Genomic DNA, 21,088 nt, shown 5'->3' with positions numbered 1-21,088 from the left:
AGGTGCAATCCTCCATGATCGGAGTTACATTCGCCTTTACAGTCCCACGACCGAATAAGCCTGATCAACCTGGGCGCTTTTGAGGGCAACGCGGGTCCGTGACCTTGCCGGATCCAGGCTCGAGAGTGTGCTCTGGCTTGACCTTGACACCGACTCGCCCGTCGTGGAACTGTCGCACTGAGGTTAAACGTCAAGCTAAGAAGCCGTTGTCGTACCGAACTTGATCGGCGGGTTTCCGCAGTTCGAGGCATGATGCCGGCATGGCGAGGCATGCTCGGGCCGTTGGGTTGTCTCGTTGGTGGAGGTGCCGGGATGGCGTCGGTGGTGGGTCTCCTGGAGGAGCGGGGAGCTGGCCGCGCGTGAGCGCGTGGAGGAGCTTCGGGAGGTGGCGGACCGGGTACTCGCTGAGCTCGGCCTGAAGCGGAGACGGCCTGGCACGAGTGGCTGATCGCCCGGCAGCGCGTTGGCGAGGTTCTGTCCGGGCCACGGCCCGGACAGGCAGGTGAAGCAGGCCCGGGAGCCGGTGAGTCTTCCGGGTCGGAGCCCGCAACGAACGCGCCCGCCGAGGTTCCCCTACCGAGGGCCGCGCGATGGGGCTCGATCGTCCCGGTGTGGCGTCCCGCGCTTTCCATGGACGTGCTCGCTCCCCACTACCAGCGCATCCTCACCACGCTCACCGAACAAGCATCCGGCGGGAAGCCAGTGATGTCCTGTCAGGAGATCGCTGCCTTACTCGGACTGGAGCCGGTTCCGGCAAGTGTGGAAGGAGTTCGGTCGAAGATGAAGCGGCTGGCCGACCGGGGCTGGGCCGACGAGCCCACCCTGGACGGTTCACGCTCGCCACCGGGCTGGCCGGCGGCTCATGAGTATCGTCATCGACCACAGCACCATCTGCTCATGCAGGGCGGGGCAGCTCGTCCTCGCGTGATCGCCAACGAAAGAGCAACCGATGCAACCGATTGTCCTATTCGACCTAGACGGCCTTTTGATCGACTCCGAGCCGATCTGGGACGCGGCAAAGCGTGAGGTGTTCGGTCTGCTTGGCCTGCACCTCACAACGGAGATGCAGGCGGCTGACGCGCGGGCTTCGGCAAAGGGACATGGTGGCCTATTGGCTCCGATCGGGCCACCATTCAGTGGTCGTTAAGTCCGACTTCTCTTCGTTCGTGATCGCTCGATCGTGGTACTGATCGCGGTCCGGGCTGCTCGATGGGCATGTCCATGTTGAGATGCGGGGCGTGATGAGAGAGCCGTATCTCAGCGATTTGTCGGATGGGCAGTGGGCGTTGATCGAGCCGATGATCACGGCCTGGAAACAGGGCCGGGTGGCGCGGTCGGCGACCGGGGATCCCGGGTCCTGTGACCTGAGGGAGGTCGTGAACGCGATCTTCTACCAGAACCGGACGGGCTGTCAGTGGCGCATGCTGCCGCATGACCTGCCGGCCTGGTCGGCGGTGTTCTACTACTTCAGGTTGTGGCGCGAGGACGGGCTCGACCAGCGGATTCAGGAACTCCTTCGCTGCCAGGTCAGGGAGAAAGCCCGCCGATTAGAGGACCCGTCCCTCGTGATCATCGACACCCAGTCCGTCCGCGCTGCGGCGGGTGTCCCCCGGACCACGACCGGGCTGGACGCGAACAAGAAGGTCTCGGGACGCAAGCGGGGACTGGCCGTCGACGTGCTGGGGCTGATCATCGGCGTCGTCGTCATGGCCGCCTCGGCGCACGACAACGCCGCCGGCATCGCCCTGCTCGACCAGGCCGCCGAGCGGTGCGGAATGCGCCTGGAGAAAGCCCTGGTCGACCAGGGCTTCAAGGAAGCGGTCATCGTTCACGGCGCACTGCTGGACATCGGCGTCGAGGTCGTCCGCCGCAACCCCGCTGACCAGGGCAAAGGGTTCGTCCCGCAGCCCAAGCGGTGGGTGGTCGAGCAGACGAACGGCACGCTGATGCTCCACCGGCGCCTGACCCGTGAGTACGACCACCGGCCCGACACCTCCGCCTCACGCGTCTACTGGGCCTCCACCGCCAACATGGCCCGCCGCCTCACCACACCCACGCCGACCTGGCGCGACACCATCGGGCTGGCCGCGTGAACATCACCGAACTCCTGGTGGACCTTCACCTCCGGGAGAACGAGGCCACGGCCCGGGCAGACGAACTCCGCCATCAGATCGCGCACTTCACCGCCGCCCTCACCGAGACCGAAGCTCGCCTCGCGGACCTCGCCACCACCCGCAAGGTCATCACCGAACTCGCACCTACCGGCACCGAACCCGATCCGCCCGAGTCGAGCACCGCCTACCAGACCATCGTCGACGCCTTCAACCAGCACCCCGACCAGGCGTTCCGGGCCCGCGACCTGCACGAACTCCTCGACATGCCCACCGACGAAGCATCCGTCAACATCACCCGCAGCCGCCTCGGACGACTCACCCGCCAAGGCTTCCTCACCCAACCCGGACGAGGCCGCTACCAGAAACGGACTTAACGTCCACTCAAGCCGACCCCGACGACGTCGAGCAGCAGATCGTGGCCGCCGTGTGCCGTAGGTTGGAGGGAGTGACGCTGAAACCCGGCGCCGAACACGCCGTCGCGGCGTGCGCGCGTGCATCGAGGGCGATGGCCGTCGTGTCATCTTCGCCGGAGTCGGTGATTCGGCATGCGCTCGCGAGCACCGGCCTTGACCGATCTTTCGATGCCGTGTTTTCGGCCGAAGACGACGAACACGGCAAACCCCACCCGGGCGCCTATCTCCGCGCAGCCGCCGCCCTCGGGGCGTCACCCGGCGAATGCATTGTGATCGAGGACTCGCTCAACGGCCTCCTCGCTGGCGTGTCAGCCCAGATGACGGTCGTCGCCGTTCCCGAGGCCGCTGATCGCTGCGATCCTCGCTTTGCGATTGCCACTCTGGTACTGGAGTCCCTCAAGGATCTCGATACCTCTGTATTCGGCGCGTATGTGTCCAGGGGGAGCCGGGACGCCACGTGGGCATCGCGTGCTGCGGATCCTCAACCGTTCCGTGAACCAGATCGTGCTGTATGACGCCCTCGATCAGGGTTCGGGCCTTCACGGGTGAAGGCCCGAACCCACCCCGGGACGGTTCACGCTCGCCACCGGGCCAGCCGGCGGCTCATGAGCATCGTCATCGACCACAGCACCATCTGCTCATGTACGGCGGACAGCGTCTCGTAGTCGCGCACCAGGCGCCGCGAGCGCATCAGCCAGCTCAGCGTGCGTTCCCCCACCCAGCGTCTGGGCAGCACCACGAACCCCGAGGCGTCGCCGCTGCGCTTGACGATCTCAAGAGCGAGCCCCAGTTGCTGCTTCGCCCAGCCGACCAGGCGACCCGCGTAGCCGCCGTCGGCCCACACCAGGACGATCCTGCGATAGCGGGCCCGGACACGTTCCAGCAGCGGCATCGCGGCGTCCCGGTCCGTCACGTTCGCCGCGGTGACCATCACGGCCAGCAGCAGCCCCAGGCAGTCGACCACGATGTGCCGCTTGCGCCCCGGCACCTTCTTGGCCCCGTCGTAGCCGCGGGTGGCCGCCGGCACCGTGGCCGCCGCCCGCAGTGACTGTGCGTCGATCACCGCCGCGGTTGGCTCCGGATCGCGGCCGGCCTCCTCGCGGACCAGGCCGCGCAACCGGTCGTGCAGTTCCGCGAGCAAGCCCTTCACACGCCACCGCCGCGCGAAGGCGTAGACGCGGTCCCACGCCGGGAAGTCGCCCGGCATCGCTCGCCAGGTGATGCCGCCCGCCACCAGATAGCGAACAGCGTCCAACATCTATCGGTGGCAGTACCCCTCCGTCTGCCCGCCCCGCCCCTCCAGCCACAGTGGCACCGGCAGACAGTCGCGCACGAGGGCCCATTCCGCGTCCGTCATGTCCGACGGATAGCGCGGTGCACGTCCAGGGCGATCACCCGCGTTCCCGAACCGGTGAGCAAGGCAATCACACGATGGGGCAGCCCCGTTGGACTCCACCCGCACGAGAGCGTAAGACTGCAACAACAGGGCCTCCTGGTGCGCTCCGGCTTCGACAACCATGAGCTGAACCGGAGGCCCTGCCTTCATGCGCGCACAAGCGAGAGATCACCCGACAGAGTCGCCACACTCGAACCGATGTCCACCATGATCGGTACGACAACAGCTTCTAACCTTGATCTTTAACCTCGCTGTTGTTTCAAGCGGACATGTTCGGTGAGGGTTTCGGGTCGTTTCACGGTCTTTCCGGGCTCGTGGCGTGGGGCTGGCCTGCGGTTTTTGGAGCCGGGTGGGCGTCCGGGGCCCGGGCCGGGTGGGTCTTGGCACACCTGCGGGACCGGGGGTCTTCGCGCGGAGGTGGCGGAACCCCGGCGGACGCGGTGCGGGGGTGAGCCGGCGGCGGGGCTCGGCGGGCCGTTCCCAGGGGCGGCGGAGGTCCTCGGCGAGCGGTCGGGCGCAGGCGGAGCTGGGTGTGGGCGGCGATGATCAGCCAGGTCCACAGGTCGGCGGTGTGCGGGTCTCGGACCTTCGGGACGGTCCAGCCGAGGGTCTGCTTGAACAGCCGAAAGGTGTGCTCGAGATCGAAACGCCGGAGGAACGCCTGCCAGCGCAGGTCGACGTCCCGGCCGGCCATCCCGGCCTTGGAGGACCACAGCCAGACCGGTTTCGGGTCGCGGTCGCCAGGCAGGCGCTCGACCTTCAGCCGTATCAATGTGCCGTGGATCAGGGGGAGTTCACCGCAGTGGTCGAGCCAGGGGCCGCGGGCCTGAAGGCGGGGGTGCATGCGGTCCCAGGCGAGGGCTTCGGCCCGGCCGTAGCGGGTGGTGTCGCAGGTCGTGGCCTGGTCGGGGGTGTGCCAGGAGTCCGGCTTCGAGAAGGTGAGCACGCCGCCGTGCTTGCGGGGCTGCCCGCCGCGCGGGGTGGAACGACGCGGGCCTGCGTCGCGGAGCATGACCCGGTCCGAGCGCAGTCGGCCGACCAGCTCGACGGGCAGGTCCGCCAGTACGTAGGCGAGGCGGGTGACGTCGTAGCCGGAGTCCACGACGATGAGAATGTCCGGGTCGCCGCGCTTCCACTGGCCGGCCCGCAGGAGCTGGCCGACGACCTCGCGGAGCTGGCCGGCGGTTACCGCGGTGGCGTCGTCGGCCGGGCCCAGGCGGATCGCGTCGAGCACGGCGGTCCACGAGGTGCGTCCTGTTTCCAGGGCGGCGACGAAGGAATAGGGCCAGCCGGGGATCATCTGGTCAGCACTGCGACCTCGCCCGTATACGTGGCAGAACAGCAGGTCCGGGATGGTGGGCGCGTCGGGCCGCAGCCAGTTGCTCACGTCGACCGCGAGGACGATCCGCCCGTCGGCCGCCCTCGGCAGCGGCGTCGAGGCCAACAGTCTGCGCAGGCGACGCGGCTCCAGCCAGCCGTGGTTGACCGCGTCGTACATCGCTCCATGCCCGCGCCGGTGCTCGGCCGTCAGCGTGAGCTCGACCAGCGACCTGACCGGCCCGTCCGTGCACAGCACCGCGTCGGTGAGCTCGAAGAGCGCATCCGCACGGGCATACAGGCACTCGTAGAACTCAACACGAAAGCGGGACAGGACACCCAACGCCTCGACGGCGGGAACATCGACAGGGAAACTCATCCTCAGCGGCCGTTCCTCGACACTTCGTTACTCGACATCTCGAAGCGTGGAGGGCGGCCGCGTCGCGCGCTCCCGGAAACGGTAGACCTCAGCAGGTCGGATGACGGGCGAGGTTAAAGATCAAGCTAACTCCTCAACGTGCTCGTCCGGCTGTCGGCACAACTGCGGATCAGCCTGCCGGCACAGCCCGTCGCTCCTGACGTCGTCAATCCGCTGGTCAATCTCCACGACGAGAAGGAGAGCCACCCTGATCGAGTGACGTGTGGGTGGGATGATCCCCGAGGCGGACGTGAGCACACCGATTGCTCAACGGGAAGGCTCGGATGAACACTTGGCAGGACCTCGTAGCGCTGGTGGAAGTGCGGCTGGAGGCCACGTCGCCCAGTGTGCGGGGCGTTTTCGCCGCGGGTGTTGCCGAGCGCCTGATGAGCTGGCACGAGACTCTGCCCGAGGCTGAACAGGCAGCCTTCACTCTGGGGCTGCGTCCGCTCCTGAACTCGGTGTGGGAGGGCGCCCTGGGCGATCCGGCGGCGTTTACCGCTGTCAACCGCGGCTTGGCCGAGTACGTGCTCGGCGACCACTGCCACAACGACGGCCAGGCGGGGCCTGACGATGCGCACGAGCCGGCCGCTGCCGCGAGCCTCAATGCCGCGTACGCGTACCTCTTCGGATGCACCGAGCTCGCGGTCTGGGCCAGTCGCCGGGCTGTGGATGGCCAGCACCTCGAGTACCTCGCCAAGCGGGAAGAGGGATGCCTTCTCGACACGGACAAGGCGCTCATCGACGAACTCAAGCGCCGACTGCGGGACCTCGACCTCGTCGCCGCGCGTTCGACGGAACTGCGTCACGCCTTGTTCGGACTACCCATCCTCACGTCCATCCCGCTCCGTGTGGATCTGCGCACTCCTCTTTCCAGCCGCGACTGACCGGGGCAACTTCCCCGTCAACCGTCGTTCAGCTTCCGTGATGCGGGCGCGTCGCGGACGCCTTGCGGAGGCGGAAGGACCCTGCGCCGTTGCCGGTGTCCGGGCTGGGTGTCAGGGGCGGGTAGCGGAAGCGCCGTGAGGGGTGGCGGGCCGGGCAGGCCAGGTGGCCCACCGGGTGGGGGTGAAGGCGTCGGCGTCGCGGCGGATCTCCACGGCGCCGGGGCCCGCGAAGTGGGCCGGGACGACCAGTTCCCGGCTCTCCACGGCCTGTTGAAGGATCCGGCGCCGTGTGGCCACCGCACCTTTCGCGTCCAGGCAGAAACAACTGTTGCAGGAGGGGCTGACGATCTGCACCGGGCTGTGCAGGAGGTCACCGACAAAGACGGCCCGTTCGCCGCCGGATGCCAGGCGCAGCACGGACGAGCCCGGCGTGTGGCCGGGCGCGGACTCCAGGGTGAGGTGTTCGTCGATACGGTGGGTGCCGTGCCACAGCACGGCCTGCCCGGCCTGATGGATGGGCGCGACGCTGTCCTGGTAGACCAGCCGGTCGTCGGGACTGCGGCCTGTGCCATGGGAGTTGGCCGGCCCGAAGTGGAAATCGTCCGCCGCCGGGATGAGGTAGCGGGCACGGGGGAAAGTCGGGACCCACTCTCCCCCGGCGTCGCGGGTGTTCCAGCCGACGTGATCGGCGTGGAGGTGGGTGTTGACGACGACGTCGACGTCCTGCGGGCGGATCCCGGCCCGTGCCAGGGCACCGAGGAAGTCTGTCTGCCAGTGGTGGAACTCGCGGCGAGTGCGGCCGTTCGCGGCCGTTGCCGACGCCGGTGTCGACCAGGACGGTCTGTCCGCCGCTGCGCAGGACCCAGGTCTGCAGGGCCATCACCGCCCGGTCGTCCTGCACCTGCCAGTGGTCCGGCGCCAGCCAGTGCTCGTTGTCCTGCCATACCCGGGCCTCGGAGTCCGCCACGAGACCGCGGGCGGGGGCGAACGGTCCCTGCCACTCCAGGACCCGGATGACCTCGACGTCCCCCACCATGATTGCCTGCTTGTTCTCACTCGTCATACCTCCGACTCTAGGAAGCGCCGGTGAGCTGCTCAATGTCCTTCCGGCTCAGGTGAATACGCGAACGTCTCACCCTTGATGCTCGGTGATGGACGCGGTGGATACCGTGGCCCGATGGACGTGGTGAGTGATGCGATCTCGGCCGTGCGGATCGGGCGGCCCTCCTCGGAGCGGGTACGGGTGAGCGGCAGCTGGTGCACGCGCCTCGCCCCGTACGACGGCGCCGGTTTCCACGTCGTCCTGGAGGGGAACTGCTGGCTGCTGCCCGACGGAGGCGCTGCCCTGTCGCTGGGGCCGGGTGACGCGGTGCTGCTGCCGTACGGCACCGGGCATGTGATCGCCGATAGTCCGGTCGATGCCCGGGCTGTGGAACGGGCGGTGCCGTTCGGTCAGTGGGACGCGGTACATGCCCCGGACGGGCCACACCGGACGGGCGCAGGCAGAACATGCACCGGTGCCGGCAGGACAGGCGCCATGAGCGGGCTGCCCGGGGCATACGAGGTGGACGGGGCGGACCGGATGAGCGGCCTGCCCGGTGCAGGCGGGGCTGGTGAGACGGACCGGATGGATGGGGCGAGCGGGGTCGGGGGTGGGCGCCGGGTGGTGGAGATGCTGTGCGGCAAGTACCGGCTCGACCGCAGCCGGGTGCACCCGCTGATGGCGGAGCTGCCGGAGGTCGTCCACCTGCCGAACCGCGTGGGCGCGCGTCCTGAACTGCGGGCCGCCATCGACCTGCTGGGCCGTGAGCTGGACGGCCGGCGGCCAGGCTCGGGCATCGCGGTGCCGGGCCTGCTCGACCTGCTCCTCGTCTACATGATCCGTTCCTGGGTGGCCGAGGACGGCAGCGGTGCATGGCCGGCCGTCCTGGGCGATCCGGTCGCCGCCGCCGCGCTGCGGGCCGTGCACTCGGATCCGGCCGCCCCCTGGACCAGTCAGACACTGGCCGCGGCCGCGGGGGTGTCCCGGCCCACGCTGGCCCGCCGCTTCACCGCTCTGGTGGGCCGGCCCCCGATGGCGTACCTCACCTGGTGGCGGCTCAGCCTGGCCGCGGCCCTGCTGCGCGACACCACGCAGCCGCTCGCCGCGGTCGCGCGTCAGGTCGGCTACGGCAGCCCGTACGCCCTCTCGCACGCCTTCAGCCGCGAGTTCGGCACCACCCCGGGGCGCTACCGGGCCCAGCCCTCCCCGCACCGTCCTCAGAGGACGACACCGGGTGAACGTGCGGGCGACGCCCCCGCGGTGGTGGTGGCAGGCGGACCGCCCTCGTCCGGCCCGGCTTCGTCAGCACCGGTAGCCGTTGGGAACCTGGAGGAGAGCCACAAAGATCCAGACCATGACCGGGGCGCCGGCCGTGCCGCCCAGGAGGGCGACCGCGAGGTTCCAGCGTCCTACGTAACCGATGAGCATCCCCCACCACACCGCTCCGCCGTGATCGTGAGCAGGTCGCCGTAGAAGACCGGGGCGAGCCCGTTGGCCGCACCGTTCACTCCGACGTCACACGCCCGCCAAGCGGCTGCCAGGAACATCGACCGAGCACACCGGTGGCCAGGCCGGCCACTGGGGCGACCGCACAGCCCCACTGTCCGTGCGTCACGCCGACCCGCATCGTGATCTGATCGCCTTGGTCGTCGTCCCCGGTGAGCAAGGTTTCTCCGAAGGGAGGAGCAATGCTCATGACCTGTGGACCTACCTCGGGTTGGACGCGAAAGGCGTAGCTTCCCGGGTGATCGGCTTCTGGTCATCTGTAGCGGAGCTGGCCGACCAGCGTGACGAGCGCGGGCGTCGCCTGCTGGTCCGCAACGGCCATCACCAGGCGAGGAAGGTCACCATCGCGGCCGGGGTGGTAGAGGTGAAGGCCCCACGCGTGAACGACAGGGGCAGTGACGAGGCGACGGGCGAGCGCAAGCGGTTCTCCAGCGACGATCACCCGCTTCACCCAGCAATGGCAAGCCGACCACACCGCGTTCGGTCAGCGAGATCTGTCCGCCGGCGACTACGTCTCCGTCTGGGCCGACGGCATCCACCTGCGCACCACGAACCCCATCGAGTCCACGTTCGCCACGGTCCGGCTCCGCACAAAGGCCACCCAGGGCGCCGGCAGCGCGGCCGCCGCCCTGGCGATGGTCTTCAAGCTCGTCGAGTCCGCCCAGGTCCGCTGGCGGGCCGTGAACGCACCCCATCTCGTCACCCTCCCCTCGTCCGCGCTGGAGCCCGCTTCGAGCGCGGACACCTCGTCGAACGCCCGGCGGGCCCGCATCGCATGAGGCGCGTGCCGACAGGACGTGAAATGCGATGGACACGGTGATCTCAGCGGCCGTACCCTCGACCGGTCCCAGCCTTCACACGTTCGAAGAGGTGCATTTGATGACGGTCCAGGTACTCGCGGCCAACTCCCGTCGGCCGCATTGCCCAGCCGTTCTGACCTCCACGGACCGAAGGAACCCTTGTAGTGGATCTGCCACGTAGCTTCACCATCCGCGAGAGCAGCCATCGCATCTGCAACCCGTTCACCAGCGAGAAACTGACCATCCTGGGTCAGGCCATCAACCCGTCGCCGGGTACCCGCATGCTCGACCTCGCCTGCGGCAAGGGCGAGATGCTGTGCACCTGGGCCCGGGACCACGGTGTGTCCGGCACCGGGGTGGACATCAGCACCGTCTTCATCGACGCTGCCCGCGGGCGGGCCGTGGAGCTGGGCGTTGCCGACCAAGTCGGCTTCGTGCACGCGGACGCCTCGGGCCATGTCGCCGACGATCCTGTCGGCATCGCCGCCTGCATCGGCGCCACCTGGATCGGCTCTGGCGTGGCGGGTACCGTCGAACTCCTGCGGCGCAGTCTCGTTCCCGGCGGCATGATGCTGATCGGCGAACCGTACTGGCGCCGCGAGCCTGAGGACCAAGTCGCCGTCGAGGGCTGTCACATGGCCCGCAAGGACGACCTGCTCCCGCTGCCAGAACTGCTCGAACAGTTCAGCGCCCTGGGCTGTGATGTCGTCGAGATGGTCCTTGCCGACCAGGACAGCTGGGACCGGTACGTCGCGGCACAGTGGCTCAACATCCGACGCTGGCTCGATGCCAACCCCGACGACGAGCTCGCCGACGAAATGCGTGCGGAACTCGCTGCGGCACCCGTCCAGCACGCCAGGTACCAGCGCGAATACCTTGGGTGGGGCGTGTTCGTCCTGATGGACCGCTGACACACCACTCCCAGTGAGCCCCGGCGCCACCTGCCGGGGCTCACCCGTGTGGCACCGCACCTCGAAGCCCCTCAAACACCGAGAGCATGTCTACGCGCCACGTGATCCACAGATCTTGACAATTACTCCCAAGGTAGGCGCCCTTGATGAGAGTGCCCGCGTCGCAGCCGGCTGCCCGGCCGACGTATCCGTAGTGGACGTTGGAAAAGGCGGACGCGAAGGACGCGTTCGGCATCGCGGAAGCCGACCGCGCGATCCTCACACTCTGCGGGCTGGCGACGGCAAGGATCGTTCCAGACGTCCCGAACTCACACCCGACCAGCTTGACCAAAGACGTGGGGCCCACAGGGTGCGCAGGGCGGCGGGACCGGGGGCGCGGTGGGGCGGACCGGGGCAGGGCAGGGCGGGGCGGGGCGGGGCGGAACGCAACCCGCTGCCTCTCCCCGCCACCCCTGACACCCCGTTATGTCCGCAGCTCCGTCCTGGAGTCCGGGGGCGGGCGCCGTGGGCCTCTGCAGGCGGCTCGCGCTGGAGCAGGGCCGGTGGGGATGGGGTCAGGTGAGGTGTGGGGGTGCGTCGTCCAGGAGCAGTCGCTTCTGCGGCTTGCCCATCGCGTTGCGCGGGATGGCGGTGACGAAGCGGACCTCGCGGGGGCGTTTGTGGACCGACAGGTGCGCGGCGACGAAATCGGTGAGTTCGCTGCCGGTGACGTTCTGGGCGACGACGAAGGCGACGATCCGCTGGCCGAGGTCGGTGTCGGGGACGCCGACCACGGCCGCCTCGCTGACCGCGGGGTGGTCCAGCAGAGCGTTCTCGATCTCGCCCGCTCCGATCCGGTACCCGCCGGACTTGATCAGGTCGGTGGAGGCGCGGCCCACGATCCGGTGGACCCCGTCGCGATCGTCGACGGCCGCGATGTCGCCCGTACGGAACCAGCCGTCCTCGGTGTATGCGGCGGCGGTGGCCTCGGGCCGGCCGAGGTAGCCGGAGAACAGGGTGGGGCCGGTGAGCTGGAGTTCGCCGATGTCGGCGCCCGGCTCGGCGGCGATGCGTGTGGTGATGCCCGTGAGCGGGGTGCCGACCGTGCCGGGGCGGACCTCGCCGCCCGCGCGGCCGCTGACGGTGATCAGGGTCTCGGTCATCCCGTAGCGCTCGACGGGGCGCTGCCCGGTCAGGCGCTCAAGGTCGCGGAAGACCGGCGCGGGCAGGGCCGCGCTGCCCGACACCAGCAGCCGGGCCCCGGACAGGGCGGCGGCGGACGCCGGGGCGGACGCGATGCGCGACCACACGGTGGGCACACCGAAGTAGAGGCTGCCACCGGCCGCGGCGTACGCCTCGGGGGTCGGCCGGCCGGTGTGCACGAGGCGGCTGCCGGTGCGCAGGGCGCCCAGGACGCCCAGCACCAGGCCGTGGACGTGGAACAGCGGCAGTCCGTGGACCAGGGTGTCCTCGGCGCTCCACTGCCAGGCCTCGGCGAGCGCGTCGAGGTCGGCGGTGATCGCTGCACGGCTGAGGACCACGCCCTTGGGCGGGCCCGTGGTGCCGGAGGTGTAGAGGATCAGCGCGGGATCACCGGGCGCGTGCGTAACTGCGGGCCCGGCAGGGGCGCGGCGGGCGAAGTCCGTCTCGATGAGGCGGGCGCGGGAGTCGGCCAGGATGTGTCCGCGCTCGGCGGGCCCGGCGTCTGGGGGCAGTGGTACGCAGGGCACCCCGGCGAGGAGTCCGCCGACGACGGCAGCCACGGTTTCCAGGGAGGCGGTGGCGGTCACCGCGAAGGCGGGCAGGCCCGACCGGTCGAGGTCGACGGCCACCGCGCGGGCCGCGCCGAGCAGTTCCTCGTAGGAGGTGGCGCGGCCGGCGACGGTGACGGCGTCCGCGCGGTCCCCGTGGGCCCCGGTGAGGGCGGTCAGCATGGCAGCGGCTCCGTTCGGCGGCAGTACGGGTGCAACGGCCAGCCTACGGGGGTGATCCGGACCGCTGCGCACTTATGATCGGCGGGACTTGACCGTTCGATGACCGGTTCTCGACCCGTCCTCGACACGGTTTTCGACGAGTATCGATCCGGGGGAGCCCCACGTGGAAACGGCACGGTTCGCGTCACTGATCGCCGCGACGATCACCATGGGTCTGATGAGCGGCCTGTTCTACGGTTTTGCGGTGTCCGTCATGCCGGGTCTGGCGCGCAGCGCCGACCGGACCGTCATCGAGACGATGCAGCGCATCAACGTGGCGATCCTCAACGGCTGGTTCATGCTCGGCTACCTGGGGGCACTGGTGTTCACCGGGGTGGCGGTGGCGCTCCACGCCACGGGTGACGGCGGGCGCCAGGCACTGGCACCGCTGATCGGCGCGCTCGTCGCCTACATCCTGGCGATGGCGGTCACGGCTCGCATCAACATCCCGCTGAACAACGCCCTGGAACAGGCCGGGCCCGTCGAGCAGATCAAGGACATGGCCGCCGTCCGCCGCGCCTTCGAGCAGCCGTGGGTACGCGCCAATGTGTGGCGTGCGGTGCTGTGCACGGTGGCGCTGGGCCTCCTGGCCTGGGCACTGGTCTTGCACGGCCAAGGCCGCTGACGCACGTCCCTCTGGATCCGGCCCCGGCCCGCGACGCCCGGGGCCCGGGGCCCGACCGACCGACCGACCGACCAGATCCGAACGCCACGCCCCGGGGAACCGTCTCTCGCTCAGTTGCCGCGCCCCTGGGACGGCCCTGCCGAAACGGCAGGGCCGTTCCCGGCTCCGGACCCGGCCGGCGAGTTGGCCGACGTGCTCCGGTATGGCGGCCTTGATACCGCGCACCTGTCGCCCCGACGGCACGCCCAGCCCGCAGACGGGCCGAACGGCGCCACCAGGGGCTCGCCCACGATCTCGGCCCGCCGCCGGCCGTCACCGGCTTCGCCGCAGCCCACGTACTGGTGCACGTCGAGCTCCACCAGCAGTGCGGCCCGCCCGAGGCGCCGCCGGTAACGCTGCTGCAGTGAGCGCTTGCGATACCGCCCCAGCCGCCCACTATTCCGTCTTGCTAAGTACCGGTAGTCAGCGTTACGGTGTACCGGTACCCAATAACACTGGATAGCTCAGGGAGGAGGTGTTCCATGGCCAAGCTGCTGACGGAGATGCTCAAGGGCACGCTGGAGGGCATCGTCCTCGCGATCCTGTCCGGCCGGCCCGCGTACGGCTACGAGATCACGGCGGGACTGCGGGAGCAGGGTTTCTCCGACATCGCCGAGGGGACCATCTACGCGCTGCTCGTCAGGATCGAGAAGCGCGGCCTCGTCGACGTGGAGAAGGTCCCGTCCGAGAAGGGACCGCCGCGCAAGGTGTACTCCCTCAACGCTCAGGGACGGGAGTACCTCGAAGAGTTCTGGAGGACGTGGAGCTTCCTCACGGAACGACTGGAACAGCTCCGCGAAGGGGGCAAGTAACCATGTCCGATGTCGAAAAGGGCGGCTTCATCTCGAAGGTGATCGGGCCCAAGAAGCGCTGGAGGGCGTACAAGGCGCGCTCGCGTCAGCTTCCCGAGAACTACCGCACGGCGGTCGAGGCGATCGAGCGGTACCTGATGCACTTCGTGCCGACCGACGGCGACAGCAATGCGTCGATGTTCGAAGACCTGGCCGACCTGTTCGAGCAGGCAGCGGCGGACGGAACGTCGATCCGCGAGATCGTCGGGGAGGACCCGGTGGAGTTCGTCGAGGCGTTCGTCCAGAACTACTCGGAGGGAGGTTACGTCCCCACCCGTGCGCGGAAGCAGCTGACCGACGCCATCGCGCGCGCCGAGGAAGGCGAGGAAGGCGAGGAAGAGGCGACGCGATGACTGCGCGCACGACCTGCTGACCGGCGATCCACACGCAGGGCCTTGAGTGGTCGCACAAACCGAACAACGAGCTGCTGCGAGTGACGCCGCCATGGCGCCGGACGCCCGGCTGCCAACCGGCCGGCCAGCCGGCCAACCAGCCGGCCGCCGTGGGCGTTCACCCCGTCGCGGCAGGTGGCGGCGCATCCGCAGTCGCCATCGATGCGGCCTGCAGCCCCTCCACGCCACGGGCAGCCAGTTGCCCGATCCGGACTTCGACGCCCCACGGCAGCATTCACCTCGGCCAGGTGGCCCGTGGTTCAGTCGCGCTCGGGATCCCTTGCGGTGATCCGGAGGCCGGCATCACCGCGGGCACTGCGGGCACCGCCACATGGCACGACGTCAACTCGGGCCCCGGGCGGGTGCGCAGCACGCTCCCCATATCCGAGGCCCCCAGAGGAGATCGAGGACACCTTCGAGATCCGCACCCAGGCCCGAGCCCTCACGGCGACCTCGACATCCGTCGCGCCCGGGGCCGACCCGCGAAGAACGTCCTCACCCCACTCCCCCAGCCACTTCAGTCTTCGAACGGGAGGGCTCCATGCCTTCATCTGTCATGCCCACATCCAGGCAGGGCGACGGTCACCTGTCGTCGGCCGCCGTCTCCGCCGTCGGGCTGCGCAAGTCCTACGGCGACAAGGTCGTGCTCGACGGCGTCGACCTGGCCGTCCCCGCAGGCACGATCTTCTCCCTGCTCGGCCCGAACGGCGCCGGCAAGACCACGGCCGTCAAGATCCTCTCCACCCTCATCTCCCCCGACCCCGCCTCCGGCGAGATCCGCATCGGCGGCCACGACCTCGCCACCGACCCGCAGGCGATCCGCGCCGCGATCGGCGTCACCGGACAGTTCTCCGCCGTCGACGGCCTGATCACCGGCGAGGAGAACATGCTCCTCATGGCGGACCTGCACCACCTGTCCAAGCGCGAAGGACGCCGTGTCGCCGCCGAACTGCTGGAGCGCTTCGACCTGGTCGAGGCCGCCAAGAAGCCCGCCTCCACCTACTCCGGCGGCATGAAGCGCCGCCTCGACATCGCCATGACCCTCGTCGGCGACCCGCGGATCATCTTCCTCGACGAGCCCACCACCGGCCTCGACCCCCGCTCCCGCCACAACATGTGGCAGATCATCCGCGAACTCGTCGCCGACGGCGTCACCGTCTTCCTCACCACCCAGTACCTGGAAGAAGCCGACCAGCTCGCCGACCGCATCGCCGTACTCAACGACGGCAAGATCGCCGCCCACGGCACCGCCGAGGAACTCAAGCGGCTCATCCCCGGCGGCCACGTCCGACTCCGCTTCTCCGACCCGGCCGCCTACCGGTCCGCCGGCACCGCCCTGCCCCAGGCCACCCGGGACGACGAGGCCCTGGCCCTGCAGATCCCCAGCGACGGCAGCCAGCGCGAACTGCGCGCCCTCCTCGACCGGCTCGACTCCGTCGGCATCGAGGCCGACGAACTGACCGTCCACACCCCCGACCTCGACGACGTGTTCTTCGCCCTCACCGGCGGAACGCACGCCCCGGCCACCCCAAGGAGACAGTCCGATGAGCGCCCTCTCCCTTGCCGTCCGTGACTCGAACACGATGCTGCGCCGCAACCTGCTGCACGCGCGGCGCTACCCGTCAGGGACCCTGAACCTCCTGCTCACGCCGATCATGATGCTGCTGCTCTTCGTCTACATCTTCGGCGACGTGATGAGCGCGGGCATCGGTGGCGGCAGGGCCGACCGCTCCGAGTACATCGCCTACATCGTGCCGGGCATCCTGCTGATGACCATCGGCAGCACCGTGATCGGGGCGGCGGTGTACGTCTCGATGGATATGACCGAGGGCCTCATCGCCCGCTTCCGCACGATGGCGATCCACCGCGGCTCGGTGCTCATCGGGCACGTCATCGGCAGCGTGCTGCAGTCGATCGCCAGCGTGGTCCTCGTCGGCACGGTCGCCGTCGCCATCGGCTTCCGCTCCACCAACGCCACGGCCCTGGAATGGCTGGCGGCATTCGGGCTGCTCGCACTCTTCGCCCTGGCCCTCACCTGGATCGCGGTCGGCATGGGCATGGCCAGCCCGCACCCGGAGGCGGCCGGCAACATGGCCATGCCGCTGATCCTCCTCCCGCTCATCTCCAGCGCCTTCATCCCGGCCGACACGATGCCGGGCTGGTTCCAGCCGATCGCCGAGTACCAGCCCTTCACCCCCGCCATCGAAACCCTGCGCGGCCTGCTCCTCGGCACCGAGATCGGCCACAACGGATGGATCGCCATCGCCTGGTGCGTGAGCCTGTCCGCGCTCGGCTATCGCTGGTCGACGGCCCACTTCAACCGCGACCCGAGGTAGCCTCCATGACAGCGCGCAGCCTCTCGCAACGTGTGGCGCTTCCCTTGTTCGCCCTGCAACCCTTGCGTGTCAGTGGCACTCGCTATCGTCCCCACCATGACCTCAAGTGATCATCTGCTTGACCTGATCCGGAACACCCCGGAGATCGATCTGCTGCTGCGGACATCGTTCAGTTTCGACATCGGGCGGAAGTATCACGGCGATGAGTTGAGGCTTGCCTCGGGTGCGCCGCTGGAGCCAATCGCCGGGGAGTCCGCCGGTGGCGCGTACTTCCTGTGCGCCGAGCAGGACGGCCGCCGACCGCTGGTGTTCGCGAGTTCCGAAGGGGAAGGCGGACTGATCGCCGACGACCTGGCCGGCGGACTGGAGATCATTATCGGGATGGCATGGCAGGACTGTCTCGGGTTCTCCGGCGGGGGTGACGTGGAGGTCATGCAGGTCTCTGCCCAGCACCTCGAACGGTCTCTGGCCCGGCACAACCCGGAGATTACCGAGGAACGAGCCCGCGTGGCTTCAGCCCTGTCACTTCGTGTCGTGCCCATAGCCGACCTCGTCGTCCGACTGCAGGACGCCGCCTCACGGACCGAGCCCGATTACGTGGTGACCTCCGAGGACGGGCAGGCGTATGACCCACCGTTCGGCGAGTTCTCGGAGCCTCGCCACGGGGGCTGGCGCTGAAACAACCGAACCCCTTGCTCGCCAGCCGACTGACCTTGTTTCCGACGGCTTCTGCGAGCCCACCGTGCGGGATGGCCGGGGCCGGACCGCAGGGAAGGTCAGCGGGTGGTGCGGCCGTGGAGCATCAGGGCGCGGGCGAGGGCGGCCAGGGCCGCCGTGCACAGCACGGTGCGGATGATGTTCGTGGTGACCCAGGTGGTCTTGAACCGCTCCACGATCGCCAAACCGTCCGCCCCGACGGCGTCGGGGTCCACGCCGGCGAGCTCGTTGTTGAGCGGGATGTTCACGGTGAAGGTGATCACAAGGACCGCGAGGTAGGCCACGGTGGCGGCACCCACCCACAGGGCGGTGGCCCGCCGGCCTCCGCGATACTCGACAACCACCGACCCGGCGGCCGCCAGCAGGGCCAGCACGAAGACCATGCCGAAGAGCGGGTTGCCGTCGATGGCCGCGTTGAAGGCACGCATCGCGGCGACGTACACCCGCTCATCACCGGCCGCCAGCCCCGGCATCACCGAGACGTCGAAAGCAAAGAACAGTCCGGCCATCAAACCCACCAGGACCGTCGAGAGCATCATCAGGACACCGGCAGACCAGGACGCTCGGGGAGCCGACGGGGACGAGGTCGAAGACGGGGACGGGGACGGGTACGGCGGCGGGCTGGCAGTCACAACGGCTTGTCTCCTCATTCCAACAAACGGCGCACGGTTCACGGTGTGCTCAGAACACCAACGCCTGATCGTGGCATCACCCGTTCAACATTCCGCCGGATTCAGCCCGCCCCTTGAGCGAATCTTTGCACCATGACAGGCGGCACACCCTGAGGCCGCGGGATGCCGCCAACACCCACCATCGTGGCGGACGTTGCTCCCTGGCCACTCTGCGGAGCAGCGGCTGCGTCCGGGGCTCTGCCCGGTGTCCTACGCACTTGTGGGACACGGGCAGGACCGTCCCGGACACAGCCGCGGCTCAGACGGCCGCGGCTGGACCTGACGCGCCCCGCCTCACGCACGACCGTGAGGCCATCGCCTCCGCCACAGGCGACAGCGCAGGCCTGGGGACGCTTTGCGGCCGGCGTCCAGGCCCCCCGTTCGGGCGGATTTCAGAGGCCGGGCCGCCGGGAGGTCCCGTGGGACGTCAGGCGCGGCAGCGCAGCATCTCCAGCGGGGGGTTGGCGTGGAAGTCCGCCCAGAAGTCCGCACCGAACTCGCGCCCGCCGGCCTCCGACACCGTCAGCGGGACCCAGGAAAGCTCGCGGAATCCGGCTGCCCGCAGGCACTTCTCGTAGACCTCGCGGCGCGGGCGGTTGGCAACGAACGAGACCGGCGGGTCGAGCAGCGCCGTGGTCCGGACCTGCGGTCCGGTCTCGACCTCCTCGCCGGTGAGCTCGCTGCGGAAGCCGTACCTCTCCGGGGTCGGTCCGTCGAAGCGGAAGTCGGGTGACTGGTTGAGCAGGAAGAACTCGCCGCCGGGCTGCAGGCTCTGGTGCGCGTTGCGGCACATCCGCTCCGTGGTGGCGATGTCCTCGGCGTAGTTGAGCAGTTGGACCGCCACCCCGACGTCGAAGCGCCGGTCGAGGGGCCGCAGCTCGGCCACGTCACCGACCTCGTAGTGCACACCCAGCGGACTGTGTTCTTCCAACTGCTGTGCCACGGCGACCATTTCACCGGAGATGTCGATACCGAGCACCTCCGCGGCGCCGCGCCGCTTGAACTCCCTGCTGTAGAAGCCGGTGCCGGAGGCCAGGTCGAGAACCGACTTGCCGCTCACGTCCCCGACCAGGGCCAGGAAGCTGGGTACCACTGCGTACTGCTCCAGCGGCAGCGCCTTGAACCCCTCGTACGCCTCACCGATCTCGTCGTACTGCTGCTGTGCGCTCATGGTGATGTCCTCCCCGTTTTCGGTATGTCCTTGGCCACGGCCCCACCCCCTGGGGCACGTGGCGGCTTCTGACTGGCAGTCTCTACGGGTCCCGGCAGACCCTCGTACTGGCAGAAACCACAAAGATCCGAGCTTCATCCCGGCAACGCGTACGGCGGGCCCACGAGTTCGAGCGGGTGCCGGACTCCCACGGTGCAGCCCCGCCTGACGTCTCCTCAGGACTTGGCGGTGAGGGGGTTTACCGAACGGAGTCCGGGTTACTGACCTTGAAGTCGTCTTGTCGTAGGGGCTGACGGTTGCTGATTGTCGCGGTATGCCGGGTGTATGAGGTATCCGCAGGGTGGGGGTCTGACCGCGGAGAGGCAAGCGTTCCGTGAGCGGGTCCGGATGGAAGCGGTCGCGATGTTCGCCGATGGGCGGGGCAGTACGGAGGTCGCGAAGGAGTTACGGGTCAGCGTGCGATCGGTTCAGCGGTGGCGTCGTGCTTGGCTCGAGGCCGGCCAGAGCGGGGTCCGTTCTCAAGGCCCGGCGTCCCGGCCGAAGCTGAGTGACGCGTTGTTCGCCGTGCTCGAGGAGGAGCTGGCGAAGGGTCCGGTCGCGCATGGCTGGTCTGATCAGAGATGGACGCTGGCCAGAATCAAGACGTTGATCGGCTGGCGGTTCCACAAGTCCATGACGCTTTCGGGTATCTCGCAGATGCTGCGGAGGCACGGCTGGAGCCATCAGGTTCCGGCTCGTCGGGCCGTCGAGCGTGACGAGCCGGCGGTGGCCGGCTGGGTGAAGGACGTGTGGTCGCACGTGGAACCACCGCGGCGGCGCTCGGGGCCTGGATCGTCTTCGAAGACGAAGCCGGATTCTCGATGACGCCGCCGACCTCCCGCACCTGGGCCCGACGCGGAACCACACCGGTCATCCGGGTCCGTGGACGATCCCAGCGTCGCTTCTCCATCGCAGCCCTGTGCTGCTACAAACCCGGCGAACGCTCCCGCCTCGTCTACCGGCCCAAACGGCATACCGATCACAAGAGCGGAGGCCGCAAGAGCTTTGCCTGGACCGAGTACCGCGACCTTCTCATCGCCGCCCACCAGCAGCTCGGCGGACCGATCGTCCTCGTATGGGACAACCTCAACGTCCACAAAGACCGCCGCATGCGGGCCTTCATCGAGGAGCACGACTGGATCACCGCCTACCATCTGCCGCCCTACGCACCCGACCTCAACCCTGTCGAAGGCATATGGTCCATCCTCCGCAGGACCAGCCAGGCGAACACCGTCTTCACCGACCCCGACCACCTCATGCGCCGGCTACGACACGGCCTACGCCAGATCCAATACCGCAGCGACATCATCGACGGATGTCTCACCGGCACCGGACTCACCCTGACGACACCACGACTACAAGGTCAGTAGACGCGTGGATACCGGAAGCGAACACCACGCGGGTGGGCGCCTCCGGAGCGGGTCCCGGCCGCATGACGACCTCTCCCCCGGCGTCATGCGGCAGGCCCGCCCGCACGACGGGCTGCCGCCT

17 protein-coding genes and 4 pseudogenes are annotated in these 21,088 nt (G+C 68.9%); 14 read left to right on the top strand and 7 right to left on the bottom strand.

Annotation, left to right across the window (positions count from 1 at the left end; translation table 11 throughout):
- Positions 1-1,238: 1,238 nt before the first annotated feature.
- The 3 genes from OG534_RS37425 to OG534_RS37415 are packed head-to-tail and all read left to right on the top strand — an operon-like array spanning position 1,239 to position 3,042.
- Complete coding sequence (locus tag OG534_RS37425; RefSeq protein ID WP_385229381.1) at positions 1,239-2,093, top strand: IS5 family transposase; 855 nt, start codon at positions 1,239-1,241, stop codon at positions 2,091-2,093.
- On the top strand, positions 2,090-2,488 hold the full coding sequence (locus tag OG534_RS37420) for a hypothetical protein (protein WP_326586005.1): 399 nt from the start codon (positions 2,090-2,092) through the stop codon (positions 2,486-2,488). Before OG534_RS37425 ends, OG534_RS37420 begins: the two co-directional genes overlap by 4 nt.
- On the top strand, positions 2,395-3,042 hold the full coding sequence (locus OG534_RS37415; protein WP_326593394.1) for an HAD family hydrolase: 648 nt from the start codon (positions 2,395-2,397) through the stop codon (positions 3,040-3,042). The genes OG534_RS37420 and OG534_RS37415 overlap by 94 nt, the downstream gene beginning before the upstream one ends.
- Positions 3,043-3,101: 59 nt before the next feature.
- Here OG534_RS37415 and OG534_RS37410 read toward each other — a convergent pair whose 3' ends face one another.
- Together OG534_RS37410 and OG534_RS37405 are read right to left on the bottom strand one after the other, a co-directional pair.
- On the bottom strand, positions 3,102-3,785 hold the full coding sequence (locus OG534_RS37410) for an IS5 family transposase (protein ID WP_326593393.1): 684 nt from the start codon (positions 3,783-3,785) through the stop codon (positions 3,102-3,104).
- 380 nt (positions 3,786-4,165) lie between these two features.
- Positions 4,166-5,619: pseudogene (locus OG534_RS37405) on the bottom strand (NF041680 family putative transposase).
- A 323-nt stretch (positions 5,620-5,942) separates the two neighbouring features.
- Here OG534_RS37405 and OG534_RS37400 point away from each other — a divergent pair.
- Entirely contained in the window at positions 5,943-6,545 is a 603-nt protein-coding gene (locus tag OG534_RS37400; RefSeq protein WP_326586008.1) for a hypothetical protein, read from the top strand.
- Between the two features lie 111 nt (positions 6,546-6,656).
- On the opposite strand, the pseudogene OG534_RS37395 reads toward OG534_RS37400, so the two are convergent.
- Positions 6,657-7,608: pseudogene (locus OG534_RS37395) on the bottom strand (MBL fold metallo-hydrolase).
- A 114-nt stretch (positions 7,609-7,722) separates the two neighbouring features.
- On the opposite strand from OG534_RS37395, the pseudogene OG534_RS37390 reads away from it, so the two are divergent.
- The 3 genes and pseudogenes from OG534_RS37390 to OG534_RS37380 form a co-directional block, all read left to right on the top strand.
- Positions 7,723-8,781: pseudogene (locus tag OG534_RS37390) on the top strand (AraC family transcriptional regulator); the annotation flags it as partial.
- A gap of 848 nt (positions 8,782-9,629) precedes the next feature.
- A pseudogene (locus tag OG534_RS38900) lies at positions 9,630-9,913 on the top strand (hypothetical protein); the annotation flags it as partial.
- Between the two features lie 144 nt (positions 9,914-10,057).
- Positions 10,058-10,804 carry an SAM-dependent methyltransferase gene (locus OG534_RS37380; RefSeq protein ID WP_326586010.1) on the top strand — a complete coding sequence of 249 codons (747 nt, stop codon included), beginning with the start codon at positions 10,058-10,060 and terminating at the stop codon, positions 10,802-10,804.
- A gap of 40 nt (positions 10,805-10,844) precedes the next feature.
- Here the strand turns inward: OG534_RS37380 and OG534_RS37375 are convergent, their stop codons facing one another.
- Positions 10,845-11,039, bottom strand: coding sequence for a polymorphic toxin type 44 domain-containing protein (locus OG534_RS37375; RefSeq protein ID WP_326593395.1), 195 nt, complete (start codon positions 11,037-11,039; stop codon positions 10,845-10,847).
- 319 nt (positions 11,040-11,358) lie between these two features.
- On the bottom strand, positions 11,359-12,717 hold the full coding sequence (locus OG534_RS37370; protein WP_326586011.1) for an acyl-CoA synthetase: 1,359 nt from the start codon (positions 12,715-12,717) through the stop codon (positions 11,359-11,361).
- 163 nt (positions 12,718-12,880) lie between these two features.
- On the opposite strand from OG534_RS37370, the gene OG534_RS37365 reads away from it, so the two are divergent.
- From OG534_RS37365 to OG534_RS37340, 6 genes are all read left to right on the top strand, one after another.
- The gene (locus OG534_RS37365) at positions 12,881-13,381 is read left to right on the top strand and encodes an anthrone oxygenase family protein (RefSeq protein ID WP_326586012.1); all 501 of its coding nucleotides are present in this window, start codon (positions 12,881-12,883) and stop codon (positions 13,379-13,381) included.
- 521 nt (positions 13,382-13,902) lie between these two features.
- Entirely contained in the window at positions 13,903-14,232 is a 330-nt protein-coding gene (locus OG534_RS37360; protein WP_326586013.1) for a PadR family transcriptional regulator, read from the top strand.
- Positions 14,233-14,234: 2 nt separating this feature from the next.
- On the top strand, positions 14,235-14,624 hold the full coding sequence (locus tag OG534_RS37355; protein WP_326586014.1) for a DUF1048 domain-containing protein: 390 nt from the start codon (positions 14,235-14,237) through the stop codon (positions 14,622-14,624).
- A 595-nt stretch (positions 14,625-15,219) separates the two neighbouring features.
- Positions 15,220-16,236, top strand: a complete 1,017-nt coding sequence (locus OG534_RS37350; RefSeq protein WP_326593392.1) for an ATP-binding cassette domain-containing protein — start codon at positions 15,220-15,222, stop codon at positions 16,234-16,236.
- Positions 16,208-16,999, top strand: coding sequence for an ABC transporter permease (locus OG534_RS37345; RefSeq protein WP_326586016.1), 792 nt, complete (start codon positions 16,208-16,210; stop codon positions 16,997-16,999). Before OG534_RS37350 ends, OG534_RS37345 begins: the two co-directional genes overlap by 29 nt.
- Before the next feature lie 96 nt (positions 17,000-17,095).
- Entirely contained in the window at positions 17,096-17,677 is a 582-nt protein-coding gene (locus OG534_RS37340; protein ID WP_326586017.1) for a hypothetical protein, read from the top strand.
- Between the two features lie 98 nt (positions 17,678-17,775).
- Here OG534_RS37340 and OG534_RS37335 read toward each other — a convergent pair whose 3' ends face one another.
- Together OG534_RS37335 and OG534_RS37330 are read right to left on the bottom strand one after the other, a co-directional pair.
- Positions 17,776-18,255, bottom strand: coding sequence for an anthrone oxygenase family protein (locus tag OG534_RS37335; protein ID WP_326586018.1), 480 nt, complete (start codon positions 18,253-18,255; stop codon positions 17,776-17,778).
- Between the two features lie 559 nt (positions 18,256-18,814).
- Positions 18,815-19,558 carry a class I SAM-dependent methyltransferase gene (locus OG534_RS37330; RefSeq protein ID WP_326586019.1) on the bottom strand — a complete coding sequence of 248 codons (744 nt, stop codon included), beginning with the start codon at positions 19,556-19,558 and terminating at the stop codon, positions 18,815-18,817.
- A gap of 324 nt (positions 19,559-19,882) precedes the next feature.
- On the opposite strand from OG534_RS37330, the gene OG534_RS38895 reads away from it, so the two are divergent.
- Positions 19,883-20,967, top strand: a protein-coding gene (locus tag OG534_RS38895) for an IS630 family transposase (protein WP_442807010.1) whose coding sequence is annotated in 2 segments (ribosomal slippage) — positions 19,883-20,408 and positions 20,408-20,967 — 1,086 coding nt in all. Because the reading frame shifts where the segments join, the coding sequence is not laid out codon by codon here.
- Positions 20,968-21,088 lie beyond the last annotated feature (121 nt).

The sequence above is a fragment of the Streptomyces sp. NBC_01294 genome, from assembly GCF_035917235.1.
GTDB classification, from domain to species: domain Bacteria; phylum Actinomycetota; class Actinomycetes; order Streptomycetales; family Streptomycetaceae; genus Streptomyces; species Streptomyces caledonius.
Note: the sequence above shows the minus strand (reverse complement) of the source record. Positions and strands in the feature narration are given on the sequence as shown.

Excerpts from the sequence above, each read along its gene's own strand:
- OG534_RS37410 (WP_326593393.1), bottom strand. The coding sequence starts at position 3,785 with ATGTTGGACGCTGTTCGCTATCTGGTGGCGGGCGGCATCACCTGGCGA.
- OG534_RS37400 (WP_326586008.1), top strand. The coding sequence starts at position 5,943 with ATGAACACTTGGCAGGACCTCGTAGCGCTGGTGGAAGTGCGGCTGGAG.
- OG534_RS37375 (WP_326593395.1), bottom strand. The coding sequence starts at position 11,039 with ATGCCGAACGCGTCCTTCGCGTCCGCCTTTTCCAACGTCCACTACGGA.
- OG534_RS37370 (WP_326586011.1), bottom strand. The coding sequence starts at position 12,717 with ATGCTGACCGCCCTCACCGGGGCCCACGGGGACCGCGCGGACGCCGTC.
- OG534_RS37360 (WP_326586013.1), top strand. The coding sequence starts at position 13,903 with ATGGCCAAGCTGCTGACGGAGATGCTCAAGGGCACGCTGGAGGGCATC.
- OG534_RS37355 (WP_326586014.1), top strand. The coding sequence starts at position 14,235 with ATGTCCGATGTCGAAAAGGGCGGCTTCATCTCGAAGGTGATCGGGCCC.
- OG534_RS37350 (WP_326593392.1), top strand. The coding sequence starts at position 15,220 with ATGCCCACATCCAGGCAGGGCGACGGTCACCTGTCGTCGGCCGCCGTC.
- OG534_RS37345 (WP_326586016.1), top strand. The coding sequence starts at position 16,208 with ATGAGCGCCCTCTCCCTTGCCGTCCGTGACTCGAACACGATGCTGCGC.
- OG534_RS37340 (WP_326586017.1), top strand. The coding sequence starts at position 17,096 with ATGACCTCAAGTGATCATCTGCTTGACCTGATCCGGAACACCCCGGAG.
- OG534_RS37335 (WP_326586018.1), bottom strand. The coding sequence starts at position 18,255 with ATGATGCTCTCGACGGTCCTGGTGGGTTTGATGGCCGGACTGTTCTTT.
- OG534_RS37330 (WP_326586019.1), bottom strand. The coding sequence starts at position 19,558 with ATGAGCGCACAGCAGCAGTACGACGAGATCGGTGAGGCGTACGAGGGG.